The sequence below is a fragment of the Kribbella sp. WER1 genome, assembly GCF_054189145.1.
Genome location: NZ_CM135186.1, coordinates 519840 through 537050 on the forward strand (window position 1 = coordinate 519840; position 17211 = coordinate 537050).

The 17211-nt window shown below is 70.0% G+C and carries 16 protein-coding genes; 10 read left to right on the forward strand and 6 right to left on the reverse strand.

From position 1 onward, the window contains the following. Nucleotides 1–55 precede the first annotated feature (55 nt). A complete protein-coding gene (locus ACXJJ3_RS02525) occupies nt 56–1039 on the reverse strand; it encodes a LacI family DNA-binding transcriptional regulator (protein WP_458168226.1) in 984 nt (327 codons plus the stop codon). A gap of 21 nt (nt 1040–1060) precedes the next feature. Next, on the reverse strand, nt 1061–2884 hold the full coding sequence (locus ACXJJ3_RS02530; RefSeq protein ID WP_458168227.1) for a flavin-containing monooxygenase: 1824 nt from the start codon (nt 2882–2884) through the stop codon (nt 1061–1063). 109 nt (nt 2885–2993) lie between these two features. On the opposite strand from ACXJJ3_RS02530, the gene ACXJJ3_RS02535 reads away from it, so the two are divergent. After that, nucleotides 2994–4181, forward strand: coding sequence for a GAF domain-containing protein (locus tag ACXJJ3_RS02535; protein WP_458168228.1), 1188 nt, complete (start codon nt 2994–2996; stop codon nt 4179–4181). Here ACXJJ3_RS02535 and ACXJJ3_RS02540 read toward each other — a convergent pair. Beyond that, nucleotides 4145–5308 (reverse strand): NAD(P)/FAD-dependent oxidoreductase, encoded by a 1164-nt coding sequence (locus ACXJJ3_RS02540; protein WP_458168230.1) that lies wholly within the window; start codon nt 5306–5308, stop codon nt 4145–4147. The genes ACXJJ3_RS02535 and ACXJJ3_RS02540 overlap by 37 nt on opposite strands. A 105-nt stretch (nt 5309–5413) precedes the next feature. Here ACXJJ3_RS02540 and sigJ point away from each other — a divergent pair, with 105 nt between their 5' ends. Both sigJ and ACXJJ3_RS02550 read left to right on the forward strand, forming a co-directional pair. Next, a complete protein-coding gene (sigJ, locus tag ACXJJ3_RS02545; RefSeq protein WP_458168231.1) occupies nt 5414–6295 on the forward strand; it encodes an RNA polymerase sigma factor SigJ in 882 nt (293 codons plus the stop codon). Between the two features lie 46 nt (nt 6296–6341). Next, a complete protein-coding gene (locus tag ACXJJ3_RS02550) occupies nt 6342–8414 on the forward strand; it encodes a hypothetical protein (RefSeq protein ID WP_458168232.1) in 2073 nt (690 codons plus the stop codon). Nucleotides 8415–8506: 92 nt separating this feature from the next. On the opposite strand, the gene ACXJJ3_RS02555 is transcribed toward ACXJJ3_RS02550, so the two are convergent. Together ACXJJ3_RS02555 and ACXJJ3_RS02560 are read right to left on the reverse strand one after the other, a co-directional pair. Then, the gene (locus ACXJJ3_RS02555) at nt 8507–9580 is read right to left on the reverse strand and encodes a sensor histidine kinase (protein WP_458168233.1); all 1074 of its coding nucleotides are present in this window, start codon (nt 9578–9580) and stop codon (nt 8507–8509) included. Further along, a complete protein-coding gene (locus ACXJJ3_RS02560; RefSeq protein WP_458168234.1) occupies nt 9573–10256 on the reverse strand; it encodes a response regulator transcription factor in 684 nt (227 codons plus the stop codon). The genes ACXJJ3_RS02555 and ACXJJ3_RS02560 overlap by 8 nt, the downstream gene beginning before the upstream one ends. 88 nt (nt 10257–10344) lie before the next feature. Between ACXJJ3_RS02560 and ACXJJ3_RS02565 the strand changes: the two genes are divergently transcribed. From ACXJJ3_RS02565 to ACXJJ3_RS02595, 7 genes are all read left to right on the forward strand, one after another. Continuing rightward, complete coding sequence (locus ACXJJ3_RS02565; RefSeq protein WP_458168235.1) at nt 10345–10947, forward strand: M15 family metallopeptidase; 603 nt, start codon at nt 10345–10347, stop codon at nt 10945–10947. Further along, entirely contained in the window at nt 10944–12044 is a 1101-nt protein-coding gene (locus tag ACXJJ3_RS02570) for a lipid II:glycine glycyltransferase FemX (protein ID WP_458168236.1), read from the forward strand. Before ACXJJ3_RS02565 ends, ACXJJ3_RS02570 begins: the two co-directional genes overlap by 4 nt. Before the next feature lie 65 nt (nt 12045–12109). Beyond that, nucleotides 12110–12652, forward strand: coding sequence for a VanZ family protein (locus ACXJJ3_RS02575; protein WP_458168238.1), 543 nt, complete (start codon nt 12110–12112; stop codon nt 12650–12652). Between the two features lie 9 nt (nt 12653–12661). Further along, the gene (locus ACXJJ3_RS02580; RefSeq protein ID WP_458168239.1) at nt 12662–13627 is read left to right on the forward strand and encodes a D-isomer specific 2-hydroxyacid dehydrogenase family protein; all 966 of its coding nucleotides are present in this window, start codon (nt 12662–12664) and stop codon (nt 13625–13627) included. Further along, nucleotides 13620–14681: a D-alanine--(R)-lactate ligase gene (gene vanA, locus ACXJJ3_RS02585; protein ID WP_458168240.1), complete on the forward strand. Its 1062-nt coding sequence runs from the start codon at nt 13620–13622 to the stop codon at nt 14679–14681. The genes ACXJJ3_RS02580 and vanA overlap by 8 nt, the downstream gene beginning before the upstream one ends. Beyond that, nucleotides 14678–15286: a D-Ala-D-Ala dipeptidase VanX gene (gene vanX, locus ACXJJ3_RS02590; RefSeq protein ID WP_458168241.1), complete on the forward strand. Its 609-nt coding sequence runs from the start codon at nt 14678–14680 to the stop codon at nt 15284–15286. The genes vanA and vanX overlap by 4 nt, the downstream gene beginning before the upstream one ends. Beyond that, nucleotides 15283–15717 (forward strand): GNAT family N-acetyltransferase, encoded by a 435-nt coding sequence (locus ACXJJ3_RS02595; RefSeq protein ID WP_458168242.1) that lies wholly within the window; start codon nt 15283–15285, stop codon nt 15715–15717. Before vanX ends, ACXJJ3_RS02595 begins: the two co-directional genes overlap by 4 nt. On the opposite strand, the gene ACXJJ3_RS02600 is transcribed toward ACXJJ3_RS02595, so the two are convergent. Beyond that, entirely contained in the window at nt 15698–17110 is a 1413-nt protein-coding gene (locus ACXJJ3_RS02600; RefSeq protein ID WP_458168244.1) for a PepSY-associated TM helix domain-containing protein, read from the reverse strand. The two genes, ACXJJ3_RS02595 and ACXJJ3_RS02600, sit on opposite strands and share 20 nt — an antisense overlap. Nucleotides 17111–17211: the final 101 nt, after the last annotated feature.

Here is a 17211-nt window from a genome sequence, read left to right on the forward strand (position 1 = left end):
AGCCCGTCGGTGGTCGGGACCCACCAGGCCCGACCACCGGCGCCCGCCCCACCCATCAGCGTGGGGGCGCGGTGGTTTCCCGGAAGAGGATCCGAGTGGGGGCTGCAGGCAACGGCTCCGGCTCGGGCTCCTCGCGGAGCGCTGCGATCAACCGGCGCATGCCGTGGCGGCCGGACGATTCCCGGTCCACGTGCACGGTGGAGAGCGCGGGCGTCCCGTACCGGACCAGCGTGAGGTCGTCCCAGCCGGTCACGCTCAGGTGGTTCGGGACGTGCCAGCCGCGCTCGAAGGCAGCCCGCAGTACCCCGGCGCCGATGTGATCGCTCGCCGCGACGACGGCGGTCACCGGCGTGTCGTCCGGCAGCGATCGCACCGCCTCCGCGCCGGTCTCCGGATGCCAGGGGCCGTCGTACACGCCGTGCGACCGCAACCCCAACCGCTCGCACGCCTTCAGGTACCCCGACCGCCGCAGCTGCGCCGACCTCCAGTCCTGCGGTCCGGCCACGTGGAAGAAGTCCCGGTGCCCGAGCACCGCGAGCTTCTCGACCAGCTCCTCCATCGTCGCCTCGTCCGTCGCCACCGCCTCGACAGCCCGCAGCCGCGCGTCGAACTCGTCGGTCTGGACGACGACCCCGCCGGGCTTCACGGTCAACGGCGTCACCGACAGCACCCCGTCGACCTGTCCGCGCCCGAGGATGTCGTCCGCGAGCCGGCTCAGCGCGGCCGGGTCCTCGTCCACGCCGATCACGATCTCCACCTGGTACCCGAACCGCTGCGCCTCCTCGCACGCCGCCTCGACGGTCCGCTCCGGCCCGGTCCACCCGGGCAGGATGATGGCCACCACCCCGGTACTTCGGGTCCGCATCGCCCGCGCCGTCAGGTTCGGCCGGTACCCGAGCTCGTCGACCGCCGCCTGGATCCGCGTCGACGACGCCGCCCCGACGGTCGGATCGGCCCGCAGGTACCGCGACACCGTCTGATGCGAAACCCCTGCCAGCGCGGCCACGTCGTACATCGTCGGCCGCCGCTGCGCACTCATGCCGGCAACGATACTTGCCTACTACTTCAGGTGGTGGACCTCCTGCAGCGCATAGACGGGCGTGGGCAGGTTCTCGTAGCGGGCCTTGAGTTGCAGGGACAGGTAGAGCGAGTAGTGCCGCGACTGGTGCAGGTTGCCGCCGTGGAACCAGAGCGCCTCCTGTTGGGTCGGCTTCCACATGTTGCGTTGTTCGCCCTCCCACGGGCCCGGGTCCTTGGTCGTGTCGGAGCCAAGGCCCCAACACTTGCCTACGGCATCGGCTACCTCCGGTGAGATCAGGTCGGCCGCCCAGCCGTTCATCGAGCCGTACCCGGTGGCGTAGACGACGAGGTCCGCGGGCAGCGTCGTACCGTCCTCGAGTACGACGGCGTCCTCGGTCAGGTGCGACACCTGGCCGTGGGCGAGCTTCACGTCCCCGTTCGCGACCAGCTCCGCGGAGCCGACGTCGATGTAGTACCCCGATCCCCGCCGCAGGTACTTCATGAACAGCCCGGACCCGTCGTCTCCCCAGTCGTGCCGGAAGCCGGACGCCTCCAGCCGCGCGTAGAAGTCCTTGTCCTTCTCGGCCATCGCCTGGTACGCCGGGATCTGGAACTCGTGCAGGATCCGGTACGGGATCGACGCGAAGATCAGGTCCGCCTTCTCGGTCGTCACGCCGGCCGCGAGCGCGCGCTCGGAGTACAGGTCACCAAGGCCGTACTCCATCAGCGAGGCGCTCTTCACGATGTGCGTGCTGGACCGTTGCACCATCGTCACGTCGGCGTCGTGTTCCCAGAGCGCGCCGCAGATGTCGAAGCTGCTGTTGTTCGACCCGATCACCACGCACCGCTTGCCGGCGTACGCGTCCGGGCCGGGGTGCGCCGACGAGTGGTGCTGGTCGCCGCGGAACACGTCCTGCCCGGGCAGGTTCGGCACGTTCGGCTTCCCGGACATGCCGGTCGCGAGGACGAGCTGCTTCGGGCGCAGCGTCAGCTCCTGCCCGTCTCGCTCGACGACGACGGTCCACTCACCGTCGGCGTACGACGCGGAGCGCGCGACCGTGTTCGACCAGTACGGGACCTCCATCGTCCGCACGTACGACTCGAGCCAGTCGCCGATCTTGTCCTTCGGTGCGAACACGGGCCAGTTGTCCGGGAACTTCAGGTACGGCAGGTGGTCGTACCAGACCGGATCGTGCAGGCACAGCGACTTGTACCGGTTCCGCCACTGGTCCCCCGGCCGCGGGTGCTTGTCGATCACCAGCGCCGGTACGCCGAGTTGCCGCAACCGTGCACCGAGTGCGATCCCGCCCTGCCCGCCGCCGATCACGAGGACGTACGGCTGCTCGGCCGACCCGAGCGTCTCCGCCTCGGCCTGCCGCTTCTCCTTCCACGTCTGCCGGTGCTTGTCGGCGCCGTGCTCCGCGCCCAACGGCCGGCGTACGCCGCGCGGCTCCTCGAACCCCTTCAGCTCCCGCAACGTGGTGAGCAGCGTCCACGCCTTGTCCTGCCCGTCCTCGTCGACGAGCCGGACCAGCCCGCCGCCGCGCCCGACGCCGGTCTCGAACTCGAACCACGCGGTGATCACCCCGTCCGCCTCGGCCGCCGGCTCGGTCAGCCGGAAGCCGCTCGGATCGGTGGTCTCCAGCGTCTTCGTCAGCAGGTCGGTGACGCCGTCCGGGTTCTCGACGGTCTTCAGGTTCCAGGTGAACGCGACGAGGTCGCGCCAGAAGCTCGTGGTCGCGAACAGGCCCGCGGCCCGAGGGACGTCGCGCGCCCGCAGCGCGTCCTCGAACGCCGTCAACCAGTGCGTGGCCCGCTCGTCTGCCGACTGCTGCCTGGTCGGCTTCTCCTCGGTCTGAGTCATGAGGTCAGGACACCGCGTCACGGCTAGGGGCGACCAGGGTTGCACCACGTTGCACCGTGGCGACGGTCACTGTCCCGGCCTACGATGAGCCGCAAGGCGGGAGGTGCCCATGACAGCGAGTACGGCGTACGGCGCGATCCCGCCTGGCACGGACCTCACACTGCGTGCCCGCGAGCTGGTCCGGATCCACGACGCGGTGCTCAGCGGCGTACGGCCTCCGCAACGGCCACGGGCGCTCGTAGCGCGCTCCTGGTCGCGGGTGATGAACCTCGGACTGGCCGCCGATCATGTCAATGCGCGCCGTCCGATGAGCCAGGAGGAGCTGGTACGTCGTCGCAGTACGTCACGACTCTCGCTGGTGATCGACGAACTGCGCCGGGTGCTGACCAGCGTCGCGGACGCCTCGCTGTTCCTGATGGTGGTGTGCGACGCGGACGGTGTCGTGCTGTGGCGGGAGGGCGCGCCGCGGGTGCAGCTCACCGCGGATCGGCTCGGGTTCCTCGAAGGGATGCTGTGGACCGAGCAGGTCGTCGGCACCAACGCGATCGGTACGGCGCTGGCCGAGGCGGCGCCGGTGCAGCTGTTCTCGGCCGAGCACTACGAGAGCCACCAGCACCCCTGGTACTGCACGGCCTGGCCGATCCACGACCCGCGGGACGGCGCGCTGCTCGGGGTGGTCGACGTGAGCGGCCCGGCGCTGACGCTGCATCCGGCGATCGCCGCGCTGGTGGAGAGCGCGGTCCGGCTGTCCGAGGCGGCGCTCTGGCGGCACCACCAGGAGCGGCTCGAGAGCCTGCGGCGGTCGACCGAGGCCGTGGTCAGTTCCACCAACGGTCCGCTGCTGGTCGTCGACGACCACGGGTGGGTCGCGCACCACACCGGGATCGCGGCGCGCGACCAGATCGACGTACCGCAGGCCGACCGGGCGGTCGCCGTACCGGGGCTCGGGCTGTGTCTGCCCGAACGGCTCGGCGACGGCTGGCTGATCCGCCCGCGGGAGGCCGGGGCGACCGTGCGGGCCCGGTTGTACCCCGGGCCGGACCCGCGGCTCGAAGTACTCCGGGACGGCGAGCCGTGGCGTACGTCGCTGACACCGCGGCACGCCGAGATCCTCGCCGCCCTGACCGCGACCGGACCACGCGGGCTCACCGCGGCCGAACTCAGCACCCGCCTGTACGGCGACGCGCACCACGAGGTCACGATCCGTGCCGAGATCTCCCGCCTCCGCCGCGTCGCCGGAGCACTCGTGTCGACCCACCCCTACCGGATCGCGGCCGGCGTGTCGATCGAGCTCTGAACCTGGCGCGGGCCGGCCTTGGGCCAGGTCATCGAGCCGGGTTCGCGGGCCTCGCGGCGGATCCGGTTGTCGACAACGAACCGGCAGGTCTTCTCCTTCACCTTCGCGCCCAGCCGCCCCGGGATGAACAGATTCACCGCCGTGTCGTCCTTGCGCGCAAGCTGGCGGATCCCCGCCCCCCGTCCGAGGCTGATGCACGCACCACTGAACCGCAGCTCAAGCGGAGCAGGCTCAGTGCCCGCGATCCGACTCAGCACCGTGTCAGCCGCCTGCGCACCGAGCGGCCCGGCTGCATACGTACTCATCCGCAACGGCCGCCCGGACGGCGCAACCGCGTCGCCGGCAGCCAAGACCCGATCGTCGTCCACCGACGTCAACGTCTCGTCCGTCATCAGCCGCCCGGCCGCATCCGTCCGCAAACCACTGTCCGCCGCCAGCCCCGGTACGCCGAACCCCGCCGTCCAGATCGTCAACGCGCTGCGCCGCGCGAGACCGTTCTCCAGCACGATCGTGTCCGCGTGGACCTTCGTCACCGGCTGCCGTTCGAGGACGTCGACATCGTGGCCGGCGAGCCACTTCGCGACGTACCGCCGTCCCTTCGTGCTCAGCGTCGGGGCGAGCGAGCCGCCGCAGACGAGGGTTACGTCGCGACCGGCTTCGGCGAGTTCGGCGGCCGTTTCGATCCCGGTGAAGCCGCCGCCGACCACGGTGATCGGGGCGTCCGCCGGCAGGTCGTCCAGCTTCGCGCGGAGGCGTTCGGCCGACTCGTACTCGGCGATGTCGAAGGCATGCTCGTTGATCGGCGTCGCCGCGCGGCTGCCGATCGCGTAGATCAGGTAGTCGTAGTCCAGCGCGCGACCGGACGCCAGCTCGACCGTCCGGCCCGCGGTGTCGATCCGGGTGGCGCTGTCGACGACCAGGTCGACGCCCTCGGCGAGCAGCGTGCCGTAGTCGATCGTGACGTCCCCGGTGCGGGCGACGAACTGGTGCAGCCGGATCCGCTCGACGAACCGCGGGCGCGGGTTGACCAGCGTGACGTCGACGTCCGCGCGCTGCCGCAGACGGTTCGCGGCCAGCGTCCCGGCGTACCCGCCGCCGAGGACGACGACCTTGTGGTGTTCGGACATCGTGGAGTTCCTTCCGTGACGTGTCGTGTGCACTGGTCCGACCAGACAGGTCGCCGGAACGTGAGGTCACACTTCGCCGGCCTGCGGTGTCGGGTAGCTGTGGACATGCATCAGGAACGACGACAGCTGACCAACCTCGCGTACCGGCTGCTCGGGTCGCTGGCGGACGCGGAGGACGTCGTCCAGGAGACGTACGCCCGGTGGTATGCGATGGCGCCGTCCGAGCGTCAGGTGATCGAGAACCCGGCCGCATGGCTGACGAAGGTGGCGAGCCGGATCTGCCTGACCCAGCTGTCGTCGGCGCGGGTCCGGCGGGAGCAGTACGTCGGCGAGTGGATCCCGGAGCCGCTTCCCGGACCGGCTCCGGGATCGGCTTCGGGAACGGCCGAGTGGCGGGCCGGCGACCCGGCGGACCGGATCACGCTGGACGAGTCGGTCAGCATGGCGTTCCTCGTCGTCCTGGAGTCGATGACGCCGGCCGAGCGGGTGGCGTTCATCCTGCACGACGTGTTCGCCTACCCGTTCAAGGAGATCGCCGACATCGTCGGCCGCTCGCCCGCGGCCTGCCGCCAGCTCGCCTCCTCCGCCCGGCGCCGGCTCACCGCCGCACCCCCGACCCCGGCCGCCGTCCAGTCCCGGATCGTCCGCGACTTCAAACACGCCTGGGAGTCCCGCGACATCCAGGCCCTGATCGCCCTCCTCGACCCCGACGCCACCACCACCGCCGACACCGGCGGCCGCGCCCCCGTCTTCGTCCGTTCTCTCACCGGCGCCGGCCGCATCGCGGATACCTTCGCGAAGTTCGCCGCCCGGCTCACCCAACTCACCATCAAGGAATGCACCGTCAACGGCCGCCCCGGCCTCCGCGCCGAATCCGGCGGCACCACCGTCACCGTCTACGCCTTCGACACCACCCCCACCCAGATCAAACACATCTGGGCCATCCGCAACCCCACCAAACTCGACGCCTGGGTGTCCAGTTGCTGACGGGGTGGTGGTGTTGGGGTGGTGGGGCGGGGAAGGGTGGGTGGTTATGACGGACAAGGTGCGTGAGGCGACCGGGTTTCAGGAGCAGGCGGGGTACGACGAGTCCATCGATCTGCGGACGGACTTCGTCATGGTGTACGGGTTGAACGAGACGACGGCGGAGCGGATCGGGCGGTGGCGGGAGGCCGGGTATCGGGTGCATCTGATGACCGGGATCTCCTGGGGCACGTACCAGGACTACCTGGACGGGCGGTGGGACGGGGACGGGCACTGGGACGACGCCCAGACCGCGGCGGACGGGAAGCCGATCCTGCACGGGGAGAGTACGGACATCCCGTACATGGTGCCGACGTTCGGATTCACGGAGTACCTGGTGCAGAAGCTGCGGCCGATCATCGGGCTCGGGGTGGAGGGGATCCACCTGGAGGAGCCGGAGTTCTGGGCGCGGGCGGGATACTCGGAGGCGTTCAAGCGCGAGTGGCAGGCGTACTTCAAGGAGCCGTGGCAGCCGCCGCACAGTACTCCGGAGGCGCACTTCCGCTCGGGCGAGCTCAAGCAGCACCTGCTCTCCCGCAGCCTCGACCGTGTCACCTCGGTACTGCGCGACGAGGCGCTCACGCAGGGACGCGAGGTGCACTTCTACGTACCGACGCACAGCCTGCTCAACTACACGCAATGGCAGATCATCAGCCCGGAGTCCCGGCTGCGCACGCTGCCCTCGATCGACGGCGCGATCGCGCAGGTGTGGACCGGTACCTCGCGGACGCCGAACGTGTACGACGGCAAGGTCGCCGAGCGGACGTTCGAGACGGCGTACCTGGAGTACGGCATCGCGCAGGACCTGACCCGCGGCACCGACCGGCGGATGTGGTTCCTGCACGACCCGATCGAGGACCACCCGGACCGGACCTGGGAGGACTACCTCGCCAACTACCAACGCACCCTGGTCGCGTCGCTCCTGCACCCGGGCGTCTCCCGGTACGAAGTCGCGCCGTGGCCGCACCGGATCTTCACCCGCCCGTACCTGCGCGAAGGCAGCACCGAGCGCGAGCTGATCCCGCCGGACACCGCGACCAGCTACCTGATCGCGATGAACAGTCTCCGCGACCTCGACCAGCCCGACGTACGGTGGGCGCACGACGGCCCGCGGGTCGGCATCGCCCTGTCGGACACCGCGATGTTCCAGCGCTGGTCCCCCGGCGGCGAGAGCGGGCACTACGACGGCTTGCAGGACGCCCTCGCGCTCGAGGGCCGTGAGCAACTACATTTCTCCGACTTCTACGGCCTCGCCCTGCCCCCGCTGTACGAAGGCCAGCGCGTCGCGCCCGTCCAGCTCGAGAACGTCATCGACACCCCCGATGCGCTCGACGACGTCGACGTACTCGTCCTCAGCTACGAGTTCCAGAAGCCCCTCGCCCCGAGCATCCACTACGCCCTCGCCGGCTGGGTGAACCGCGGCGGCAGCCTGCTGTACGTCGGCGACGGCGCGGACCCGTACCACGAGATCCGCTCCTGGTGGACCGGCCGGTACGACACCTGCGCCGACCACCTGGCCGAGGCACTCGGCGCCGACCGCACCCGCGACGACATCCAGCCGATCGGCCAGGGCCGCGTCCGCTTCCTCGCCTCCCGCCCCGCCGACTTCACCGAGAAGCCGGGCGAACTCGTCACCGCACTCCGCGAGCTCGCCGAGGCCGGCGGCCACACCTGGCAACCCACGAACTGGCTCGCCGTCCAGCGCGGCCCGTACCTGATCGGCGCCGTCCTCGACGGCACACACGTTGTCGAAGGCACCTATCTCGACCTGCTCGACCCGCACCTCGGCGTCGTGCGCCGCTGCGAGCTCGGCCCGGGTGAGTTGACCTGGCTCCGCGACCTCACGTACGACGACGCAACCCTGCTCGCCTCCGCCGGCCGAATCGTCGACTGGCACGAAACCGCCGGCACCATCACCTTCACCTGCGAAGCCCCCCGCGGCATCACCGTCACCACCGCCCTCCGCCTCCCCACCGAGCCCACGACCGTCAACGTCGACTCCCACTACACCCCCGAAACCCACCTCCTCCACCTAACTCACCCGTCCTCCCCAACCGGCACCCCCGTCACCATCACGCTCTGACTTCGTCGAGTCGTGGATCGTGGTCGGGATTTCCCGCCACAATCCACGACTCGACGCCGGCCCCACGGACCGATCTCCACGACTCGGCGGGTTCAGGTGGGTAGTTCGACCGTCACCCGTAGGCCGCCTTCGGGGCGTGGGGTGACGGTCAGGGTGCCGTCGTGGGCGCGGGTGATGCTCTTGACGATTGCGAGGCCGAGGCCGACGCCGGAGTGCTGGTCGGTGCGGATGCGTTCGCTGCCGCGTTGGAACGGCTCCACGAGCGTGGCGATCAGGTGTGGCGCCAGCTGCTCGCCTGTGTTCTCGACAGTCAGCACGACCGTCGGGGTGTCGACGCGGGTGTTCACCCACACCGAGCCACCGGTCGGCAGATTGTGGACGATCGCATTGTGGACGAGGTTGGTCGTCAGCTGCAGCAGCAGCGCGGGTGAGCCGACCGTCGGCGCCTGGTCCCCGCCGGTCTCGACGGTGATCCCGTTCTTCTCGGCGAGCGGCAGCAGCGTCTCGGTGGCCTCTTCCGCGATCAGTGACAGGTCGACGCGTTCGCGGCTGAACGACCGCTGGTTCGCACGGCTGAGCACGAGCAGCGCCTCGGTCAGGTCGATCGCCCGCGCGTTGACTGCGTGCAGCCGATCCACGAGTACGCCGTTGTCGTGCGTCATGTCGTTGCGCGCCACGTCGAGCAACGTCTGCGTGATCGCGAGCGGCGTCCGCAGTTCGTGCGAGGCGTTCGCGGCGAACCGTTGCTGCTCGGCCACGTGCGCCTCGAGCTGGGCGAGCATCGTGTCGAACGCGTCGGCCAGCTCCCTGAACTCGTCGTTCGGCCCGGTCAGCCGGATCCGGTGCGACAGCGACCCGGTCGCGGCGACCCGGGTGGCCTCGGTGATCTTGGTGAGCGGATCGAGCATCTTGCCGGCCAGCACCCACCCACCGACCATTCCGAAGACCAGCAGGAACGCCATCACCACCGCCGCCACCGGCGCGAACGACCGCCACAGCAGCTGCGGGAACGTGTACGTCGTGGTCATGATCACCACGCCGCCGGACTTGAACTGCATCAGCCCGAACCATCCCGCGACCAGCAGCAGCACGCCTGCGGCCATCACGAACCCCGCGTAGCTGATCGCGAGCTTGAGCCGGACGCTCAGCCCGGGCTCCCTATCCACGCCCGGTGCCCCCAGTGTCCTCGTCGATCCGGTACCCGGCCCCCGCGACGGTCGCGATCACCCAGGGCTCACCGAGCCGCTTCCGCAGTGCCGACACGGTGATGCGTACGGCGTTCGTGAACGGGTCGGCGTTCTCGTCCCAGGCCCGCGCGAGCAGATCCTCCGCGCTGACGATCCCGCCCTCCGCGGCGACCAGCACCTCGAGGACCGCGAACTGCTTGCGGGTCAGCGCGACGTACCGCCCGTCCCGGTACACCTCGCGGCGGAACGGGTCGAGCCGCAAGCCGGCGATCTCCCGCACCGGCGGCCGGCTGTACGCGCGCCGCCGGTCCAGCGCGCGCAACCGCAGGACCAGCTCCTGGAACTCGAACGGCTTCGTCAGGTAGTCGTCGGCGCCCAGCTCGAACCCGGACGCCTTGTCGTCCAGCCGGGACGCCGCGGTCAGCATCAGGATCGGCGTACCGCTGCCGGAGGCAACGATCTGCTTGGCGACCTCGTCACCGGACGGGCCGGGGATGTCCCGGTCCAGGACCGCGATGTCGTAGGTGTTCAGGTCGAGCAGCTCCAGCGCCGTGTCGCCGTCGCCGGCGATGTCCGCGGCGATCGCCTCCAGGCGCAGCCCGTCCCGGATGGCACCCGCCATCTCCGGCTCGTCCTCCACGATCAGCACCCGCACACTGACGATGCTACGGGCCGGTCCATATCGTCCGCGTATCCAAAACCCGATACCGGCCGGCAACACGCTCCCGCCTTCACTGGGTGCTATGACCGTCAGCCGACCGACCCGGCGCGCCCGATCGACGACCAGATCGACGATCCGGGCGGCCTTCCTGCTCGCCAACGTGGCGATCATCAGCGTGTTCATCCACCAGTCCCTGGCGACCTCGCTGCCGACCGTCGGTCGCGGCGGGCTCGGCGAGGCGGACGGAGCCGTGCCGGACGGCGTCACGGTGTTCGACGACAAGGTTCCCGGTGTCGTCAACCTCGATCCCGAGCTGCTCGGCGCGCTCCGGCGGGCCGCGACGGCCGCGGCGCGGGACGGGGTCGTGTTCTACGTGAACAGCGGCTGGCGGTCCCCGGCGTACCAGGAGAAGCTGCTCGCGGACGCGATCGAGCGGTACGGCTCGCAGGAGGAGGCGGCGCGCTGGGTGGCGACGCCGCAGAACTCGCCGCACGTCCAGGGCCAGGCGATCGACATCGGGCGCTCGGACGCGACGGCGTGGCTGGCCGAGCACGGTGCCGGGTACGGACTGTGCCAGATCTACGACAACGAGCCGTGGCACTACGAGCTCCGCCCGGAGGCGGTCGAGCACGGCTGCCCGCCCCGGTACGCCGACCCGACGCACGACCCGAGGATGCAACGGTGACGCTCACCGTCGCGCCGATCAGCGCCGCCGAGCATCTGGCCTTCGTCCAAGCGCAACCCTCGGTCAGCTTCCTGCAGACGCCGGCCTGGGCGCAGGTGAAGACCGAGTGGCGCAGCGAGTCCCTCGGCTGGTACGACGGCCGGCGGCTCGTCGGCGCCGGGCTCGTCCTGCACCGCCCGGTCCCCCGGCTGGACCGCGTCACGCTCGCGTACCTCGCCGAAGGACCGGTCATCGACTGGACCGGCCCGCTCGACCGGTGGCTCGATCCGCTGGCGACGTACCTCAAGGCGAACGGCGCGTTCGCGATCCGGCTCGGTCCGCCGGTCCGCACCGACACGTGGACGGCCGCGCAGGTCAAGGACGGCATCGCGGACCCCGGCGTCCGGCGGCTCACCGACCTGCCGAGCGTGGAGGCGCCCGGCGCCCAGGTGACGAAGCAGTTGCGCGCGGCCGGCTGGCTCCCGCAGAACCCGGTCGACGGGTTCGGCACCGGGCATCCGCAGTACACGTTCGAGCTCCCGCTCCGCGGCTCCGAGGACGACGTACGGCGGGGCATGAACCAGCAGTGGCGGCGCAACATCAAGAAGGCGGCGAAGTCCGGCGTCGAGGTCACGGTCGGCGACGACCTCGAGGCGTTCCACGCGCTGTACGTCCACACCGCCGAGCGCGACCACTTCACACCACGGCCGCTACGGTACTTCGAGACCATGTACGACGCGCTCCGCGCCGAGGACCCGGACCGGATCCGGCTGTACCTCGCGCACCACGAGGGCGACCTGGTCGCCGCCGCGATCATGATCCGGGTCGGCACCCAGGCGTGGTACTCGTACGGCGCCTCCGCGACCGAGAAGCGCGACGTCCGCGGGTCGAACGCCTGCCAGTGGGCGATGATCCGGGACGCGCTCGCGGCCGGGTGCGAGGTCTACAGCCTGCGCGGCATCACCCCGACGCTCGACGCCGACGACTCCTACGTCGGGCTGGTCCAGTTCAAGGTCGGCACCGGCGGACAGGCCGTGCGGTACGTCGGCGAGTGGGACCTGCCGCTGCGGCCGCTGACGTACCGGGCGTTCGACCTGTACATGCGCCGGCGACGCTGACATATCGTCCACCTATCGAAAATCCGATACGCCCGGGCAACACGGGATTCTGGTTTACTGGCCGGATGCACCCGAGCGGCCTGCGCTTCTGGTCGGGCACGTTCACCGGAGTCGTCTTACTGGCCGTGCTCCTGCTGCCCGTCGCCGTCGTCGTCCTGTGGCTGCGCGCGCGTCGACGGGGCCTGCGCGCCGCGGTTGCCGAGGTCGCGATCGTCTACTGGACGCTGCCGCTGATCTGGATGACCCTGCTCCCCGGCAGCCACGCCGGCCAGGTGCCCGAACGGGTCAGCCTGGTCCCGTTCCGCGACCTGCTGAGCATGGACCCGCCGCAGATCATCGGCAATCTGCTGCTGTTCGCCGTGCTCGGCTTCTTCCTCCCGCTCCGATTCGCCATCGGGTTCCGGCGGGTCGTGCTGATCGCGGCCTGCTGCTCGCTGGGGATCGAGATCTCGCAGTACGTCTTCCGGCTCGACCGCGTGTCGTCGGTGGACGACGTCCTGCTGAACACCGTCGGCGCCGGCCTCGCGGCGCTCGCGTCGTACCGCTGGTGGACATGTCGTCCGCATATGAAAAACCGGATACGCGCTCGCAACGCCGTCTCTTCTTGACTGGGAGGCATGAAACCGGGAATCACCGTCTTCGGCTGCGAGCCCGACGAGGCGATCCTGTTCCGTGAACTGGCGCCCCGGCTCGGCGTACTGCCGACGATCACCGCGGCCGCCGTCACCGGGGAAACCGCCGAGCTCGCCACCGGGAATCGTTGCATCAGCATCGGCCACAAGACCCGCGTGTCCAACGAGACATTGCACGCCCTCAGCCGCCTCGGCGTCGAATACGTGTCCACCCGGAGCATCGGCTACAACCATCTCGACCTGCCGTTCGCCGAAAGCGTCGGAATCGAGGTGGGAAATGTCTCCTACTCCCCCGACAGCGTCGCCGACTACACGCTGATGCTGATGCTGATGGCGGTCCGGAACGCGAAATCCGTCGTCCGGCGCACCGACCTCCACGACTACCGGCTGTACCCCGTCCGCGGCCGCGAGCTGCGCGATCTGACCGTCGGCGTCGTCGGTACCGGCCGGATCGGCGCCGCGGTCCTGGATCGGCTGCGCGGCTTCGGCTGCCGCGTACTCGCCTTCGACACGACCCCGAAGACATCGGCCGACTACGTCCTCCTGGACGAATTGCTCGAGCAGAGCGACATCGTCACGTTGCACACTCCGCTGACTCCGGAAACGCATCACCTGCTCGACAAGGAACGTCTCGCGCAATTGCCGCCCGGTGCTTTCGTCGTGAACACCGGACGTGGCGCACTGATCGACACCGAGGCGCTGGCGACAGCTCTCGAGGACGGACGGCTCGGCGGCGCCGCACTCGACGTTCTGGAAGGCGAGGAAGGAATCTTCTACGCCGACCACAGCAATCGTCCGGTCAAAAGCTCGCTGCTGCTGCGATTGCAGGTCCTGCCGACGGTCCTGATCAGTCCGCACACCGCCTATTACACCGACCGTGCCCTCCAGGACATGGTCGAGAACTCTCTTGTCAATTGCCTGAACTTCGAAAGCGGGAAACACCATGGGTAAGTTGAAGGTCGGAATCCTGTTCGGCGGCGTGTCCGAGGAACACGGTGTCTCGGTGAAGTCCGCCCGCCAGGTCGCGGCGGCCCTCGACACCGACAAGTACGAGCCGTACTACATCGGCATCTCGCAGAGCGGCGCCTGGAAGCTCTGCGACGGCCCGGACACCGACTGGGAGAGCGGCAGCCCCGTCGTCCTGTCCCCGGACAGCAGCGTGCGCGGCCTGCTGGTCCTGGAGGCCGACCGCCTCGGCTCGCGGATCCGCCAAGGCCAGTACCGGACCGTCAACCTGGACGTGATCCTGCCGGTCCTGCACGGCAAGCGCGGCGAGGACGGCGCGATCCAGGGCCTGCTCGAGCTGTCCGGCATCCCGTACGCCGGCTGCGACATCCAGAGCTCGGTGCTGTGCATGGACAAGACGCTGACGTACCTCGTCGTGCAGAGCGCGGGCATCCCGACGCCGAAGTTCTGGATCGTCGGCGCCAAGGAGACCGTCGACCCGGAGCAGTTCGAGTACCCGGTGTTCGTGAAGCCGGCCCGGTCGGGTTCGTCGTTCGGCGTCAGCAAGGTGAACGCCAAGGACGAGCTGGCCGGCGCGATCGAGACGGCCGCTCAGTACGACGGGAAGGTCCTGATCGAGGAGGCCGTCGTCGCCAGCGAGGTCGGGTGCGCGATCCTCGGCAACGACCCGGAGCTGACCGTCGGCGAGGTCGACCACATCGCACTCTCGCACGGGTTCTTCAAGATCCACCAGGAGGACACCCCGGAGAGCGGTTCGGAGAACTCGACGCCGATCGTCCCCGCCGACATCCCGGCCGAGTCCCGGTCGCTCGTGCAGGAGACGGCGAAGGCCATCTACCGGGCGCTGGGGTGTACCGGGCTCGCCCGCGTCGACCTGTTCCTCAAGGAGGACGGCTCGGTGGTCCTGAACGAGGTCAACACCTTCCCGGGCCTCACGTCGTACAGCCGGTATCCGCGGATGATGACCGCCGCCGGCCTGCCGCTCGGCAAGGTCGTCGACGGGCTGATCACCACCACGCTGTCGGGGAGTCCGCGGTGACGGCAGAGCTCGTGTACGTCGACGAGTTCGCGGCCGGGATCCGGTGGGACGCGAAGTACGCGACCTGGGACAACTTCACCGGCAAACCGGTGGACGGCTACCAGGCGAACCGGATCGTCGGCACCCGCGCCCTGTGCGCCGCCCTCGAACGCGCCCAGCGCAACGCCGAGCCGCTCGGGTTCGGCCTGCTGCTCTGGGACGGGTACCGCCCGCAGCGGGCCGTCGACAACTTCCTCCGCTGGTCCGAGCAACCCGAGGACGGCCGGACCAAACCGCGGCACTACCCGAACATCGAGCGCGCCGAGATGTTCACCCAGGGATACGTCGCGACCCGGTCGGGACACAGCCGCGGCAGCACCGTCGACCTCACGCTGTACCACCTGGGCACCGGCGAGCTGGCCCGGATGGGCGGCGACCACGACCTGATGGACTCGATCTCGCACCACGGGGCGACCGGTATCAACGCGGGCGAGGCGCGGAACCGGGAGACGCTGGCGTCGGTGATGGAGTCCGCTGGGTTCGAGCGGTACGCGTGCGAGTGGTGGCACTACACGCTCCGCGACGAGCCGTACCCGGACACCTATTTCGATTGCCCGATCGGATGATCCGGCCGGCCCGTCCCACCGACAGCGCAACGGTCAACGAGCTGTTCGCGCAGCTCGGATACCCGCAGGACGACGTCGCCGCGACCGCCGCCCGGATCCGCTTCTGGGCGGGCGATCCGACCAGCGCCGTCTACGTGGACGATGCCAACGGCAACCTTCGCGGACTAGTCGCGGTGCACGTCGAGCCATTCATCCAGCTGCCCGGGTTCTCCGGCCGGATCGTGGCGCTGGTCGTCGCCGAGGACGCCCGCCGCCAAGGTGTGGCGGGTGAGCTGATGACGGCGGCGGAGTCGTTCGCGGTCCGGCACGGCTGCGTACGGTTCGAGGTCACCAGCTCGGACTTCCGCAGTGAGGCGCACGAGTTCTACCAGCGCCGCGGCTACGTCAACCAGGCCGGACGGTCGTCGCGGTTCATCCTCGCGGCGAACTGACGTTGAACCACGCCCGCAGCCCGGCGACCCGGCGAAGTACCAGCTGGTCGAGCAACAGCACGGCGAGCAACGTCAGGCCGAAGAGAGGCAAGAAGAGGCCCAGGGCAACGACCAGCACGGCCAGCCCCGGTGTCGCCCGCAGCGGCAACCGCCCGCGCGGGGCACCGAGGGCCTTGCCTTTCGGCCGCCGGCGCCACCACATCAACGGACCGGTTACGCACAGGAAGATCACGCCCGCGCAGAACGCCGTCGTCGCCCAGAAGTTCACCACGCTGCCCCGGCGTCCCTCGTGCAGCGCGATCCCCTGCGCCACCACCTTCGCCAGCACCGGATAGTCGCGATAGCCGTACGTCGACACCACGCGCCCGCCGTACTGGTCGACGTGCAGCGTGCGTTCCTGGCCGGGGTCGTGGAACGCGTACCCGATCGCCGAGAACACGCCCTCGCGGTCGGCGGGCAGCGCGATCGTCATCGGGCTGCGCAGCCCGTTGCGGCGGCCGACCTCGACGGCGGTGTCGACGGTCGCGACCGAGGCCGTCCGGTTCGCCGGGTCGGACCGCGGCACCTCGCTCTTGCCGAGCGCCCACGGCACCGTGTGGCTGTGCGGCAGCGACTCGTCGAGCTTCGAGGTCGGGTTCGACAACGCGCCCGGGTCCTCGGCCCAGAACGACGTACCGTTGTTCGTCGCGAGCTCCTGGGTCTTCGCGCCCCACACGCCGGTCCACGGCAGACCCGAGACGACCAGGAACAACAGCCCGACGCCGAGTACCGCACCGGTCCGGCCGTGCCGCGAACGCAGTACGGCGCCCGCCGCACCGGCCGCCCGGCGGCGCGCCCGCGCCACCCGGCCGCGGACGAACAGGTAGTAGCCGGTCAGCGCCATCACGATCGCCCAGCAGGCGGCGATCTCGATCACGGCGTCACCCCAACGGCCGGCCATCAGCTCGCCGTGCAGGAGGATCGCGACGCCGGAGAGCGTGCGGTCCGGGTTCAGCGCGCCGAGGACCTTGCCTTCGTACGGGTCCACGAACACGTCCCGCGGACCCGCGGCCGTGTCGACCGAGAACACCGTCGACCGGTTCGGCGTGGACGGCTCGGTCATCGACACGACCCGGTCTCCCGGGTACGCCGCCCGTACCTCCGCCAGCTGCGACTCGTACGGCTGCGCCACCAGGCCGGCGGGCTGGTCGACCTTCATCAGGTCGGCGTGCAGCATCGGCTCGAGCTGGAACCGGAACAGGTAGATCAACCCGGTCGTCGCCAGGATCAGCAGCACCGGTACGACCAGGAAGCTGGCGTAGAAGTGCCACCGCCAGAACGCCCGGAACAGGCCCGTCCCCCGCTTGCGCGGCTCCTGTTCGACGGCCGGCGGTGCCTCCAGTACTGCGTTCACGTCCGCTCCTCTCCGTCGTAGGAGTCGGTTCCGCGGACCGGGCGGTTCCCGGCGACAGGTGTGGTGTGGCGCACAGCACGGCGAATGCGAGGATGGTGCGG

Excerpts from the sequence above, each read along its gene's own strand:
- ACXJJ3_RS02525 (WP_458168226.1), bottom strand. The coding sequence starts at position 1,039 with ATGAGTGCGCAGCGGCGGCCGACGATGTACGACGTGGCCGCGCTGGCA.
- ACXJJ3_RS02530 (WP_458168227.1), bottom strand. The coding sequence starts at position 2,884 with ATGACTCAGACCGAGGAGAAGCCGACCAGGCAGCAGTCGGCAGACGAG.
- ACXJJ3_RS02535 (WP_458168228.1), top strand. The coding sequence starts at position 2,994 with ATGACAGCGAGTACGGCGTACGGCGCGATCCCGCCTGGCACGGACCTC.
- ACXJJ3_RS02540 (WP_458168230.1), bottom strand. The coding sequence starts at position 5,308 with ATGTCCGAACACCACAAGGTCGTCGTCCTCGGCGGCGGGTACGCCGGG.
- sigJ (WP_458168231.1), top strand. The coding sequence starts at position 5,414 with ATGCATCAGGAACGACGACAGCTGACCAACCTCGCGTACCGGCTGCTC.
- ACXJJ3_RS02550 (WP_458168232.1), top strand. The coding sequence starts at position 6,342 with ATGACGGACAAGGTGCGTGAGGCGACCGGGTTTCAGGAGCAGGCGGGG.
- ACXJJ3_RS02565 (WP_458168235.1), top strand. The coding sequence starts at position 10,345 with ATGACCGTCAGCCGACCGACCCGGCGCGCCCGATCGACGACCAGATCG.
- ACXJJ3_RS02575 (WP_458168238.1), top strand. The coding sequence starts at position 12,110 with ATGCACCCGAGCGGCCTGCGCTTCTGGTCGGGCACGTTCACCGGAGTC.
- ACXJJ3_RS02580 (WP_458168239.1), top strand. The coding sequence starts at position 12,662 with ATGAAACCGGGAATCACCGTCTTCGGCTGCGAGCCCGACGAGGCGATC.
- vanA (WP_458168240.1), top strand. The coding sequence starts at position 13,620 with ATGGGTAAGTTGAAGGTCGGAATCCTGTTCGGCGGCGTGTCCGAGGAA.
- ACXJJ3_RS02595 (WP_458168242.1), top strand. The coding sequence starts at position 15,283 with ATGATCCGGCCGGCCCGTCCCACCGACAGCGCAACGGTCAACGAGCTG.